Annotated in this window: 14 protein-coding genes and 2 tRNA genes; 4 read left to right on the top strand and 12 right to left on the bottom strand. The window is 37.5% G+C overall.

The features are described from left to right. Window positions 1–23 precede the first annotated feature (23 nt). The 3 genes from ACJJVW_RS06125 to ACJJVW_RS06115 all read left to right on the top strand — a co-directional run bounded on the left by ACJJVW_RS06125 (window position 24) and on the right by ACJJVW_RS06115 (window position 1,591). Complete coding sequence (locus ACJJVW_RS06125; protein WP_339846502.1) at window positions 24–959, top strand: DUF58 domain-containing protein; 936 nt, start codon at window positions 24–26, stop codon at window positions 957–959. Between the two features lie 152 nt (window positions 960–1,111). After that, window positions 1,112–1,185 (top strand) — tRNA-Asp (locus ACJJVW_RS06120). A gap of 244 nt (window positions 1,186–1,429) precedes the next feature. Beyond that, complete coding sequence (locus ACJJVW_RS06115) at window positions 1,430–1,591, top strand: hypothetical protein (protein WP_405251059.1); 162 nt, start codon at window positions 1,430–1,432, stop codon at window positions 1,589–1,591. Window positions 1,592–1,678: 87 nt separating this feature from the next. Here the strand turns inward: ACJJVW_RS06115 and ACJJVW_RS06110 are convergent. Then, window positions 1,679–1,752 (bottom strand) — tRNA-Asn (locus tag ACJJVW_RS06110). Between the two features lie 445 nt (window positions 1,753–2,197). Between ACJJVW_RS06110 and ACJJVW_RS06105 the strand changes: the two genes are divergently transcribed. After that, window positions 2,198–3,529, top strand: a complete 1,332-nt coding sequence (locus tag ACJJVW_RS06105; protein ID WP_405251058.1) for a M20/M25/M40 family metallo-hydrolase — start codon at window positions 2,198–2,200, stop codon at window positions 3,527–3,529. Between the two features lie 103 nt (window positions 3,530–3,632). Here the strand turns inward: ACJJVW_RS06105 and msrA are convergent, their stop codons facing one another. The 11 genes from msrA to ACJJVW_RS06050 form a co-directional block, all read right to left on the bottom strand. Next, window positions 3,633–4,172 carry a peptide-methionine (S)-S-oxide reductase MsrA gene (gene msrA / locus ACJJVW_RS06100; protein ID WP_298323747.1) on the bottom strand — a complete coding sequence of 180 codons (540 nt, stop codon included), beginning with the start codon at window positions 4,170–4,172 and terminating at the stop codon, window positions 3,633–3,635. After that, a complete protein-coding gene (locus ACJJVW_RS06095; RefSeq protein WP_035335400.1) occupies window positions 4,162–4,596 on the bottom strand; it encodes a DUF2452 domain-containing protein in 435 nt (144 codons plus the stop codon). The genes msrA and ACJJVW_RS06095 overlap by 11 nt, the downstream gene beginning before the upstream one ends. A 37-nt stretch (window positions 4,597–4,633) precedes the next feature. Next, a complete protein-coding gene (locus ACJJVW_RS06090; RefSeq protein ID WP_108877294.1) occupies window positions 4,634–4,933 on the bottom strand; it encodes a TIGR03643 family protein in 300 nt (99 codons plus the stop codon). Between the two features lie 6 nt (window positions 4,934–4,939). Beyond that, the gene (locus ACJJVW_RS06085) at window positions 4,940–6,481 is read right to left on the bottom strand and encodes an FAD-binding domain-containing protein (RefSeq protein WP_339849972.1); all 1,542 of its coding nucleotides are present in this window, start codon (window positions 6,479–6,481) and stop codon (window positions 4,940–4,942) included. Next, window positions 6,435–7,970, bottom strand: coding sequence for a cryptochrome/photolyase family protein (locus ACJJVW_RS06080; protein ID WP_405251057.1), 1,536 nt, complete (start codon window positions 7,968–7,970; stop codon window positions 6,435–6,437). Before ACJJVW_RS06080 ends, ACJJVW_RS06085 begins: the two co-directional genes overlap by 47 nt. Then, on the bottom strand, window positions 7,971–9,269 hold the full coding sequence (locus ACJJVW_RS06075) for a DASH family cryptochrome (protein ID WP_405251055.1): 1,299 nt from the start codon (window positions 9,267–9,269) through the stop codon (window positions 7,971–7,973). Window positions 9,270–9,347: 78 nt separating this feature from the next. Further along, window positions 9,348–10,901 (bottom strand): DUF4301 family protein, encoded by a 1,554-nt coding sequence (locus ACJJVW_RS06070; RefSeq protein ID WP_405251054.1) that lies wholly within the window; start codon window positions 10,899–10,901, stop codon window positions 9,348–9,350. Continuing rightward, window positions 10,898–11,458, bottom strand: coding sequence for an AAA family ATPase (locus tag ACJJVW_RS06065; RefSeq protein ID WP_405251053.1), 561 nt, complete (start codon window positions 11,456–11,458; stop codon window positions 10,898–10,900). The genes ACJJVW_RS06070 and ACJJVW_RS06065 overlap by 4 nt, the downstream gene beginning before the upstream one ends. Next, window positions 11,419–12,051 carry a nicotinamide riboside transporter PnuC gene (gene pnuC / locus ACJJVW_RS06060; protein ID WP_298323761.1) on the bottom strand — a complete coding sequence of 211 codons (633 nt, stop codon included), beginning with the start codon at window positions 12,049–12,051 and terminating at the stop codon, window positions 11,419–11,421. The genes ACJJVW_RS06065 and pnuC overlap by 40 nt, the downstream gene beginning before the upstream one ends. Then, window positions 12,035–12,295, bottom strand: a complete 261-nt coding sequence (locus ACJJVW_RS06055; protein ID WP_405251052.1) for a hypothetical protein — start codon at window positions 12,293–12,295, stop codon at window positions 12,035–12,037. The genes pnuC and ACJJVW_RS06055 overlap by 17 nt, the downstream gene beginning before the upstream one ends. Window positions 12,296–12,300: 5 nt before the next feature. Continuing rightward, window positions 12,301–13,260 (bottom strand): carboxypeptidase-like regulatory domain-containing protein, encoded by a 960-nt coding sequence (locus tag ACJJVW_RS06050; protein ID WP_298323765.1) that lies wholly within the window; start codon window positions 13,258–13,260, stop codon window positions 12,301–12,303. Window positions 13,261–13,268: the final 8 nt, after the last annotated feature.

Here is a 13,268-nt window from a genome sequence, read left to right as displayed (position 1 = left end):
TACCTCCTTAAATTGTACCCATAATGGATATCAAATCAGAACTTAACAAAACCTCAGGCTTCGGTAACTTAGAGTTGCTGGCACGTCAAGTGGTAGAAGGTTTTATTTCTGGGATGCATAAAAGTCCGTTTCATGGATTTTCGGCAGAGTTTGCAGAGCATAAAATCTATAATCCTGGAGAGAGTACAAAGCATATAGACTGGAAACTCTACGCAAAAACAGATAGACTGTATACAAAGCGATATGAGGAAGAAACTAACCTACGCTGCCATCTTATATTAGATAACAGTAGTTCTATGCATTATCCGGCTGTAAAGGAGCACAGCGTTTCAGATCTTAATAAGATAAGCTTCTCTGCACTTGCGAGTGCCGCTATTATGAATCTCATGAAAAAGCAGCGTGATGCTGTAGGAATGAGTATTTATAGTGACGACTATGAATTCTACACGGGAGAGAAGGGAAGTGATAGACACCACCACATGTTATTAGATCAATTAAATGGTGTGCTAGATCCCGCTCTTGCAAAAGCAGAAAAGAAAACAGCGACCTACAAGCACCTCCATCTCATTGCAGAAAAGCTAAAGCGTAGATCTCTGGTGTTTTTATTTTCTGACATGTTACAAGATGATGTAGAGCAAGAACAATTATTTGAAGCGTTGCAGCATCTTAAATACAATAAACACGAGGTGATTCTTTTTCATACGTATAGTCAAGAGAAGGAATATGACTTTAAATTTGATAATAGCCCGCGTAAATTTGTAGATGTAGAGAGTGGATCATCAATTAATTTATATGCAGATAATATTAGAGATATTTATACAAGCGCGGTAGAAACGTACTTTAAAAACTTGCAACTACGTTGTGCTCAGTATCGTATCAAGTATATTCCAGCAGTAATTGAAAAAGGTTTTGCACCTATACTCACCACGTTTTTAGTGGAGCGTCAAAAATTTATTTAAAAATTTTAATTTTTTGTTTGTGTAATCAAAAAACGAGTGTATATTTGCACCCGCAACGAAGCAAAAGCAATGTTGCTTCTCTAATTAAAAAGTTAGAGATTGAAAAACTGAAAAGTTTAAGACATACTCAAAGTCTCAAAAAGTGGAGTAACGGTCTGGTAGTTCAGCTGGTTAGAATATCTGCCTGTCACGCAGGGGGTCGCGGGTTCGAGTCCCGTCCAGACCGCAACAAAAAGCTCACAGTCTGTGGGCTTTTTTTGGTTTATAGAAGTAATTGATTACTTTTAACGATGTTGTGTTGGCCACATCACATGTGGTAGGATTTGTAGTTGAATCCGATGAAGAGCTTTTCCTGTAGGAAAGGCTTTTTTTGTTTTAGAGCAATCTTAGGTGCTTGGAATAGAAATAAACTCCCATTATAGTTTTCCCGATTTTCACGGCAACTCTTGATATGATCTTTAAGTCTTTAGATGAGTAGTGTGCTAGCAAATACAAGCGCTCTTGATCATCATTTTTATATTTCTAGTAATGATGCTTTCGGCAGGGCTGATGATGCCGTAAAACGCTTTAATTGGCTCAAGAGGTTGCAAGCGCTAGGTCTTATGGTGGTGGTTATGCAAGAATTTATATAGTGAGCATTCATTAATGCTTGTCACTTAGCACATTTAAAATAAGACACAAAAAAAAGCCATACGGACTGTATGGCTTTTACTTACTAGCTCCTCAACTAAGACTCGAACTTAGGACCCTCTGATTAACAGTCAGATGCTCTAACCAACTGAGCTATTGAGGAGTGTTACTTTTTGTAAGCGGATGCAAATATAAAACTTTTTTACACTCGTCCAAAAAAATCAAGCATTTTTTTGACTTTTTTTTGACTTTTTTTTCATCATGCTTACCTAGGAGTAATGCGTTTCTTGAGCTTAAATAATCATCGCGATTCTTATGTGTTCAGAATCAGGTATTTTCAAAAAGAAGAGTAATTAAAAAGAGAAAACCCCAAGAAAAATATTTCTTAGGGTTTTTTCAGCTTTTTTTTGAAATTGTACTCAAAAGTAGTTTTCACTAATCCAAAAAAGTGGGGGAACATTGTTTTTAGTAGGATTAATTCTTTGTTATATAACCGCCCAATTATAAAAACTCCTACCCTTCATTTGAAAAAAATGAAAAATAATGGAGGAATTCAATTATTGAGCAATTGTTATCTTTGAGATAATCGCCACTTAAATGGAAAACTCATGAAGAACCGTTTCACATTATTTCTAATTGTAATTAGTTTAATGATTGCTTGCGCCAAAACTGGAGCACTCCATGCGCAATCTTCTACACAACAATTATCAAAAGAGGAGCTACAAATTGTAAACCTCGTAGAAACACATACAGAGGAAAGTATTGAGTTTCTCAAAAATGTTGTAAACATTAATAGTGGCACACTTAATACAAAAGGGGTGAAAGAAGTGGGCGATGTATTCTCTTCGTCTTTTACAGATTTAGGTTTTACTACAAATTGGATTGATATGCCCTCCGAGATGAATAGAGCAGGACATCTATTTGCTAGTACAGAAGGAAAAAGAGGGAAGCGATTGCTTCTTATAGGGCATCTAGATACCGTTTTTGAGGACGATAGCGAGTTTCAGCAATTTGAAATGGTGAATGATTCTATTGCAAAAGGTCCGGGCGCAAATGATATGAAAGGTGGTAATGTTGTTGTGTTATATGCACTTAAGGCTCTTAGAGAAGCAGGATTGTTAGATGATGCGCAAATCACCGTAGCCTTTACAGGAGATGAAGAAAGTACTGGAAAACCACTCACAATAAGCAGAAAAGATTTGATAGAAGCAGCAAAGAATTCAGATATAGCCTTAGGTTTCGAAACGTCAACAGGTTTTGATAATGCTACGGTAGCAAGACGAGGATCTTCTAACTGGAAAGTTACAGTTACGGGAAAGAGAGCACACTCCAGCGGAATTTTTCGCGAAAGCGTAGGAGCAGGAGCAAATTTTGAACTTGCACGTATTCTCAACGGTTTCTATAATGAAGTAAGAGGCCCAGAATTACTGTCTTTTAATCCAGGGATGATGCTGGGCGGTACAACAATGGAGCTTAACCCAGAAGAAAGCAAAGGAAGTATTTTTGGAAAAGGGAATGTAGTTGCACAAACAGCATATGTTCAAGGAGGTCTTCGCTTTATCTCTGAAAAGCAGAAAGAGGAAGCACGCATAAAAATGCGTGAGATTGTAGCAAATAATTTACCGCACACAAGTGCCGTTGTCGAGTTTGAAGATAGTTATCCAGCAATGCAGCCTACTCCTCAAAATTATGAGGTACTAGAAATTTTAAGCCAAGTGAGTCAAGATATGGGAGGTCCTGCTGTAGCAGCTTATGATCCAGGAAAGCGCGGTGCAGCAGATACTTCGTTTGTAGCAGCGTATGTGGCTTGCCTAGATGGTCTGGGAACTATGGGGACGGGAGCTCATACTCCTAGTGAGACTGTAAATGTTAAAACTATAGAAATGCTCACAAAGCGTACGGCAATTCTGATTTACAGATTGATCAATATGGAAAGATAATGAGTTACGCTTTCGCGAAAGCGTACTAATCCCACCACAACTTAAAAAGCCACATTACTCTATTTTCAAGAGTAATGTGGCTTTCTTATAATTTGTTGCAGTATTAAGAAGCGAGTAAATGCTCATAAAACTTTTTGAGCTTAGCTACTTTAGGATCTATGACAACACGGCAATACCCTTGCTGTCTATTTTCATTATAGTAGTCTTGATGCTCCTGCGTAGCATCGTAAAAGGTAGGTAGCCCTGAAACCTCAGTAACTATTGGATCCTCATAATACTCTTGTACTACTTTAATCACTTGTTCTGCTTGCGCTTTCTGCTCATCGTTATGATAAAAAATCACAGATCGATATTGCGTCCCACGATCTGCCCCTTGTTGATTAAGGGTTGTAGGGTCGTGTGTGGTAAGAAATACAGTAAGTATCTCTGCATAGGTAATTACTGCAGGGTCAAAATCAAATTGTATCACCTCTGCATGTCCGGTAAGTCCGGAGCAAATCTCTCTATAGGTAGGGTGTCCAGGGACTTGCCCTCCAGCATATCCAGAAACCACATTAGAAACACCTTTTAAGCGTTGTATAACAGCTTCTACACACCAGAAACATCCTCCACCTATCGTGGCTTGTTGTAAATTATTTTTCATTTTCTTCTTCTTCCTCTTTTGGAGTGTCTAGTCGGTTCCAGATTTTATCGGCCTTTAATTCAAAGGTTCCGGCAAAATCCCAATTACATTCTTCTGGCGAAATTAAAGACAAAAATGGCTCTCCATTTTTAGAACGATATAGATGGTAAATAGCACCTACAATCGGTTCGAAAGAGAACTTTGCAGCATAGATGAGATTGTTATATTCAAATTTTTTCATCATCACCTCATACTGCGCCTTTAACTCCTCATATTCAGTCTTAAATTGATGGTTAACCTTACTGATATTTGAGTTTTTCCATGTAGTAACATCGTCAGTCACGATAGCTGGCGCTCCTAAGTTTGTTGCATAAGGAGTAAGTGCAGCATCATACTTACCCTTCTCTTCATTATAAACGACCTGGTCTGGTTTTTTCTTTGTCATAGTGGTGATCTCTTACTTAAAAGTAAATAGTATAATATTACCTTCTTTTTGAAATTTTATTATGTGTAATCTGTTTTTGACGACTGCATTTAAAACGTGCATCATCCATGCCATAAGCACGTTTTGCTTCATGCTTTGTCTTACGTCCTTGCACTCGTTTACGCCACATACGGAAACTACTTTCCTTCATCTCACGACGCATTACTTCGATTACAAGTTGTTCCTTGATCCCAAACTGCATTTCTATTGCGTCAAAGGTAGTTCTATCTTCCCAAGCCATTTCTATGATACGGTCTAGTTCGCGTTCTGTAAATTCTGGTATTTCTTGCTTTTTCATAGTCTTTTAATCAAAATTATTTCTGTTTGCGAGCGTGTGTCGTCTTAAGATACGATACGCATCTCGCTTTACAATATTATCTTCCTTAAGCTTCCACAATACGTCTCCCGCATGTTTTGCCGTTTTTTTTATGTCAATTATAGGCGCAGGATAATTTTCACCTATTACTGTATTGCAAAATTGTTGTTCAAGAGCACTCATCGTCCACGGTTCATGGATGTATGCAACAGGTACGTTTACCAATTCTGGAATCCATTTTTTTATAAACTCACCATTTTCGTCATGCTCGTAACTATTTTTAACCGGATTGTATATGCGCAGCATATTGATTCCCGTCTCACCCGCTTGCATTTGTATTTGAGGGTAGTGAATACCTGGTTCAAAATCAAGAAACTGCTGAGCTAGGTGATACGTGGCATCTTGCCAAGGTTGCCATAAGTTATGTGTAAAAAAAGATAGCGTCATAGCACGCATTCTAAAGTTGAGATAGCCGGTCTCACACAGACATCGCATACATGCGTCTACTAGAGGATATCCTGTTTTGCCTTCTTTCCAAGCTTTTTGATACTTAACATTCACATTTTTTGAGAGCTTGTGATATCCTTTGTTTACACTCACAAATTCCATCGAGTCCTCCATTTCAAACTTCTGAATGAAATGTGCTTGCCATCGCAATCGTGAAGTAAACCCATCGATGGCACGTTTATTTTTAGAGCTTTCGCGAAAATGTTTTGCTTCTTGATATACTTGGCGTATGCTCACATTTCCCCAAGCGATGTAAGGTGACAATCTAGAGCAGCTCTTTCTAGCTAGGCTAGGTTTTGAAATATGTTTTGCATAATTTAGGTATCGATTATCGTGCAAAAATGACGCTAGGTATCGCATCGCCATCGTTGTCCCTCCCTTTTGAAAAGGACTAGATGCAGGTGTTTGTAAAGAGACTTTTTTAAAATTATCTTCTAGAGTATTAATCTCTCCTATTGATAGTAATTGATCTTTTCTTGGCTGAAAAGGAATCTGTGGTTGTTTCATAAACCACTCCCAGTCTTCGCTCCATCCTACACGATTTCTAAGTTTGCGTTGCACTCCATTATTTGCAAATTCTACCCAGCCAAATTTATTTTCTGGTGACGCTATTTTTAGATTATTTGCATATGCTTCTAGTGCAAGATCTCTTTCATAGGTAACACGTAGTCCAGTTTCTTGATGTGAGAAAACGGTGTGAATTTTATAGTGTTTAATTAGTTCCTTGAAAGCAGGGACCACTTCATCATGTATAATTAAGAGCTTAGAGTTGAAACGTTGCAAACTATGCTGGAGATCAAGTAACGACTCTTTAACAAAGTTAAAGTGACGGTCACTGTAATGAGAATCTGCTTCTAATAAAGGTTCTAAAATATAAAGTAAAAGCAGCGGTTTACCCTCTTGCAAAGCATTGTACAAGGGCAAGTGGTCGTGCAAGCGCAGGTCCCTTTTAAACCATACTATGTTTACCTCTTTTTTAATAATTTGCTGGGTTTTTAATGATGTCTTCTGCGCGCTCTTGATGTGCTTGTAATGTTTTCTTATCCATTTTATTCAAGAGGCTTAGCATCATACTCATGCGGTTATTTCCTTTAAAATATTCTTGTTTTTCATTCAAGAAATTCCAATACAAGGAGTTAAATGGACATGCATCTTCGCCTGTTTTTTTACTTACTTTATAATAACATCCTTTACAGTAATTAGACATCTTGTTGATGTAACTTCCGCTAGACACATAGGGTTTTGTCGCAATCTTACCACCATCTGCCCATTGAGACATCCCGCGAGTGTTTGTGATTTCAACCCATTCTATGGCATCAATGTAAATTCCTAAATACCACTCATCTACTTGTGCAGGATCACACATGGTGAGAAGCGCGTAGTTGCCAGTAATCATTAATCGCTGTATGTGGTGTGCATAAGCGTTATCGAGACTATTATTGATACTGCATTTAAGGCAGTTCATCTTTGTCTTTCCAGTCCAGTAAAAATCTGGCAGCGCATTATGATTCTCAAGATGATTAGTCGTTGCAAATGCTGGCATCTCTTTCCAATACATGCCTCGCATGTACTCTCTCCATCCCAAAATCTGCCTTACAAAACCTTCTACCTGACTAATATTTATTTCTTCTTGATGCGCTCTCCAGAAGTTAATAACCGTCTCAATTACTTCTTGAGGATCTAGAATCTTACTATTCATAGCAAAGCTTAATCTGCTATGATATAAATAGGCTTGATCTGGATCCATGGCATCTTGATAGTCGCCAAAATGAACTAACAAGTGCTCACAAAAATAATTGAGCACTTCAAGTGATTCAGTGCGTGTAGTAGGCCAAGCAAAATTCTTTTCGTCTATGCGTCCTATGGTTTTAACTCCAGCACTTTCAATGAGCTTTACGATAGATGATACGTTGGTGTCAAAAGTCTTTTCAATAGGAATTAAAGTGTCTCCCTTCCATTTGTTGCGGTTACTGTGATCAAAGTTCCATTTACCACCTTCGGGATCTTTATCGTTTATCATCATGATGTCATATTTCTTGCGCATCATGCGGTAAAAATATTCCATGGTGAAGAGCTTTTTACCTTCAAAAAAAGAAGACAAGTCGGTACGAGAAGTCATAAAATGCTCTGTATCGTATGACTTTACTTTGATGGTTACGCTTTCGCGAAAGCGTGATATCATTTCATCCAGACGGTATTCATCTGGAAGTTGGTATTCAAATAGTGATATATCGTTTTCCTTAATAAGTTGCTCAATGTTCTGAATGAGGCTTTGAGTGTTTTCAGGCGCATCTAGGGTGTAATAAATCACTCTGTGTCCTCGTGATGTAAGCCAATCAGAAAATTCGCGCATAGCTTTAAAAAAGGCGACAACTTTTTGAATATGATGGGTTGCATAATCTGTTTCTTGGCGCATTTCTGCCATAAAATAAATGACATCGTCAGATTGCTCTTGATACCAGGAGTGCTTGTGGTTGAGCTGATCGCCCAGAATAAGTCGTAAAGTGCTCATTTAAAATAATTCATTTTGAGTCCATAGTCTTACAAACTTCCCATTACCGTCATACATTTCCTGCTGCCTTTTGATATTGAATTTTCTGTCTCTAGGATCGTTTCCTACGCCTGCGTTGTACATCCAGTTTGCCCAGTTGCTATGTACGTCATAATCTATGAGCATACTTTCAAAGTAAGCAGCACCTACGCGCCAGTCTTGCTGTTGCTCTTTTGCCCAAAAGCTCGCAACATTCTGACGACCGCGGTTAGACATCCAACCTGTTTCTTTGAGCTCTATCATATTGGCATTTACAAAGTCATATGTTGTATTACCATTGATCCATTCGCGTTGGGATTTGTCATTACGCTTCCAGTCGTAATCTTTATTCAGAATGCCGCCTATTTTAAACAGGTCGTTACCGTGTTTAAGAGAGACATACTTAAAATAATCTCTCCATATCAATTCAAAAACAAGCCAATAGGTATCTTGATTTGAAATGATTTCCTTTTCAAACTTTTTTACCTCGTAATAAATTTGGCGTGCAGATATAGATCCATTTGCCAGCCATGCAGATAACTTTGAACTGTAATCTTCGCCTACGAGTCCGTTGCGTGTTTTCTTGTAGTACTGTAGTTTTTTTGTGTTCCAGAAGTAATTATTGAGTCGGCTCCAAGCCTCGTCTTCTCCGCCGTTCCAAGGAAATGCAGAGCGATGGTCTTTAATAAAAGTATCTAAGCCTAGCTCTTGCAGGTTAGGTATGTCGCTTTCTTCATCGAGTAGATTTTTTGAAGGAAGCGCTTCGATTTTTTCTTGTAAAGGCTGGACACTGCCTTCTTTCTCGCACTTTTTACGGAATTGAGTGAATACTTGAGGAATGTCTCCGAAAGTATCGAAAGGAATATCTTCGGGATGAAAGAGAAACTGATCATAATAGGTGTGATGTTTTACGTTACTTAACTTTTTTTCAACAGCAAGGGTAACTTCATTTTCTTCACGCGTCCACTCTTTTTGAGAGTAGATTTCTGAGATGTTGTATTGTTCTATGAGTTCTGGTATAGTTACTTCTGGAAGCTCGTGAGTTACAATCAAAGTGATGTTAAGATTGTTGAGATTCTTTTTTAGATTCTGAACAGTTTCAATCAAGAATTGAGCGCGATATTTCTCCGTCTTTTTAAACCCAAAATCACCTATCTGAAATTGTCTAGGGTCAAAACAATACAACCCAATTACACGCTTGCCTGAAGCAATTGCATGAGTCAAGGAGCTATTATCTTGTGTTCGTAAATTATTTCTAAACCATACCAGTGCGGTATCCATATATCTATTTTGAAATAAAGATACTTATTGTTTATCTTTTAATAAATAAGATTAAACAAAATTTAACCTATGATTGTGTTATTTTACTTGGTGAGCTGGTTTAAGAAGGTCATTAACCGTTTTTACAGGATTGAAAGTAACTAGTGGAACTTCTATAAATATGGTGTTCCAGTGTGCCATTGCACCATTCCAAAGTCCTGGATGTTCAAGTGCTTTTATTTTCTTTCCTTGGTAGCTTTTTGATGCGATAAATCCTGCTTTGTAATCCACATAATTGAGAAGATTGTACTTCTCTCCTTTGTAATTTTTTACACCGCAAATAATGTCTACTGGATTAAAGTGAGTCGCATTTTTAAGAATTTCTTGCTGCTCCTTGTCATCAGGATTGATCTGTACACTTTCTATAATTTGCAAACTCTCAGTACCATCTTCATGAAGCACCCAGAAAGGTCCGCCTCCTGGTTCGCCTTCATTTTTTACCATACCACAAACACGTATGGGGCGATCTAGTAATTTCCTCAAAAGGTCTGTTTGTGCGGCGTTTTCAAGCTTTTTAAAGGTTGCAGGAAGCCTTAAGAATAGATCATCTTCTAAGAAAGTAGCGATCTCCATACGCTCGCTGTCTAAAAGTTCATTTTGATTGTCAATTTTCTTTAAATATTCAAAAGACCTTGCTTGAAGTGAAAGTAACTTTCCAGCAAGCATCTTTTTATAATAAGCAACTTGAGTCTTGTACTTATTTACAACTACGTTATCAATATTCTTAATGAATATAATATCTGCATCTTGCTCATTTAAATTGTTAATTAAAGCTCCGTGCCCTCCAGGTCTAAATATGAGTTTTCCTTCCTGATCTCTTAAAAGTGTATTAGTTTCGGTAAGGGCTACTGTATCTGTAGCTGAGTCTTGGTAAGAATAAGATATGTCAAAGGTCATGCCTGTCTTACGTTCTATATAGTCTTTGCGTTTATCAAAACGTTTTGCAAATCTCTTTTGATGTTCCTTGGAAACCGTAAAGTGAAGTCGGGCGACGGTGTCTTTTGTTGCATACAGAGCGCCTTCAAAAAGATGCTCTTCAAAAGCAGCGGCAACATATTTCTTATAACTGTGAAAAGGGAATAATCCTTTAGGTTTTTTTCCAAAATTGAGTTCCTTCTCTTCAAGCATTATTTTTACAAAACGCAATCTATTTTCATTAATGTCTGCTCCATCTTTGCCATACTTTTCTTTAATGCGTGCGCGTATTCTTTTGTAAAAAGGAAAGCTTTCTAAGCCCACAAAAAATAATCTAAGCTCAGGAACCCCTTTCTTATTTATGTATGCATTAATACTTCCATCTTGAGGGTTGTAGTCTTCTACAAATTGAAATAGAAATTTGAACATCCTCGTAGCAGCCCCAGATGCTGGAGTAAATTTTAATGGATGTATTGCACTTTTACTATCCTCGTAATGCTGTACTAATTGTTTTTCTTCTTCTGGCTTAAGCACAATAAGACCATTACCTTTTGTAGCCGCACTGCGCAAGTTTGCAAAAGGAATTCCTTCCTTAAGTATCTGGAACTGTCGTTCTACTTGATCTCTGGTTGCACCTAAATTTGTGATGAGCTCTATGTCTTGTTCTGTGATATTCAAACTAAAAGTGTGTTTATAGATTCGGTGGCAGTTACCATTCTTTCTGGCACAGCGCCTTTTACGAGAATAAATGGTTTTTTATATTTCTCTAAGGTATGTTTAAAATAATTAAACATTTCCTCTCTTCTTTCTGGGCGATCTCTTAGATCATCTTTCTCCCATGGAGTATCTATGTACGTTAAAAGGTACAAATCATATGTGTTTTCCAATGCCATTTTCTCTAATAATTCTGGACACCAGCCATCATAGTAAGCCTCGCTATATATTTTTGTGGTGAGTAAATCAGTATCACAAATAACTAGATTTGTGGCATTAGCTACGGCAGCATTCTCTAGTTTCATTTGGCCTTTGGCAATAGGTAGCAGATCCATTGGTCTGCATATCTTTTGCTCTGTGTCCCATAAATCTTGAAGATATTGTCTTGCATATTCTAGAACTAAGGGTGTGTTGTAATGCTGAGCTAGCTTTCGCGAAAGCGTACTTTTCCCACTACTTTCTGGTCCAATAAGGCAAACTCTTATGCAATTACTGGTGATTTGTCTAAGTTCTTCTTCCATGCTAAATATCCAAAAATGGCAATAATAGTGAGTGCAAAATATAAAATACTACTGAAAGTGAGTCCTTTGTAAAAATAAAGAGGTACAGTGATAATGTCACCTATGATCCAGTATATCCAGTTCTCAATCTTACGTCTAGCCATAAGCCACATGCCTACAAAGAAGATGCCTGTGGTAATCATATCTACGTAAGATGTCCAGTGTTCAATTTTATCAAAAATGATATATACGATATACACAAAAATTGCAGATGTAATAAATATAACTACAGAGAGGAGGTGCTCTTTTCTAGTAGTTCTCGTAATAGGAGTAACTGCAACGCCGTCTACTTTTTGCGTCCAGATGTACCATCCATAAACACTCATAATGAAGTAGTATCCATTAATCATCATGTCTCCCAGTAGTCCCCATTTGAGTAGCAGATATACAAAGATTGCGGTGCAAATCATTCCGGTAGGAAAAACGAGAACGTTATTTTGTTTTGAGTAGACTACAGATGCGATTGTAAATATCGCAGCTATAAGTTCTAAGACAATGTCTAGGGTGTCGTATGTGGCGTACTGGCCAAAAAGGAAATCAAAAATCTGCGACATAATCAGAGCGATCTGTTTTTACAATTTTAATATAAAATAGACCGATGCCTATTTCCTCAAAGCTGCGCTTCATTTCTTTAGTTAGTATGGTCATCACCTTGTCGTAATCCCCATATACTTGAGTGGCAAGAGGATTTTCTATAATGGTAAGGTCAGAGTCGCGTAGTCGCTTTATAAAATTAATGATATACATTTCGTAATCATTTTGTAGCGGACTAAAAGTAAGATCTACAGAGATTTGCATAGTTATTATTCTTGATAAACGTGCAGCAATGCACCCATTCCATAATTTACATTTCCAGTTTTTACGAGCGCAGAATGCTCATTGTAAGTGTGGTCAAATACTTGCCATTTTTTATTATTAAAAAAGACTCTCCTTACATATGTCTTTTGTGACGGCAATTCATTTGTAAACGGTAATAAAGGCCTAAAAGTAACAGATACTTTTTGAATTCCTCTAGGAGTTTCAATTTCATTATATTTTTTAGTCTGTATGAGCTTTCCTTGTTTATCTGCATATCCTAGTACTTGTAAGGAGGCAAAAATCCCGTCTTTAGGAATGAAAATTTGATATTTATCTATATCTAATTCGTACATCTCGTCATCTTGCTCGCTTACGCGAAAAACAATATCTCTATGTATTACCGGTGTCCCAGGCAGTCCATTCTCATTTTTATAAAACTGAATGCGGAACAAGGTAGAAAATTGCATGTTACCTTTTTTGCGATATTCCTTTTCTGAGTTTATAGGAATCCACAGTTGTGCAATTTTTGAAGACTTTCCTTCCTCACGATTAAAAAGGACAGCAACCTCACTTTCTACGGTAGGGAGCCAGCAGTTGTAATAATTAGTGTGTGTAGTCTCCTTGTATTTTTTTTTCTTGTATTTCCCTTTCTTCTCTGCGGTAACGATAACTTCAGAAAGTAAGCTCGCTTCTGGGGCTAGAAATATTTTTTTTGGTAAGCTAGCGGCAGCAAAAGCTTGCTCTTTAAAACCTATTGCCGAGATGTAAAGACTGTCTATATCTTTATATTTTGAGCTAATAAATGTAAATTCACCAACATCGCCTGCAAATGTTCCTCTTCCATCACCAAAAGAAATAGTAGCAAAGGATACGGGTGTTTTTGACACCGCATCAACTACATAGGTCGTTTGACCCAGTAGTTGTGTTGTGATGAAAATCGTTATTAGATAAATGATGTATTTCATAAGGATGA

The sequence above is a fragment of the Dokdonia sp. Asnod3-C12 genome (assembly GCF_045063975.1).
In the GTDB taxonomy this organism is placed as follows: domain Bacteria; phylum Bacteroidota; class Bacteroidia; order Flavobacteriales; family Flavobacteriaceae; genus Dokdonia.
Note: the sequence above shows the minus strand (reverse complement) of the source record. Positions and strands in the feature narration are given on the sequence as shown.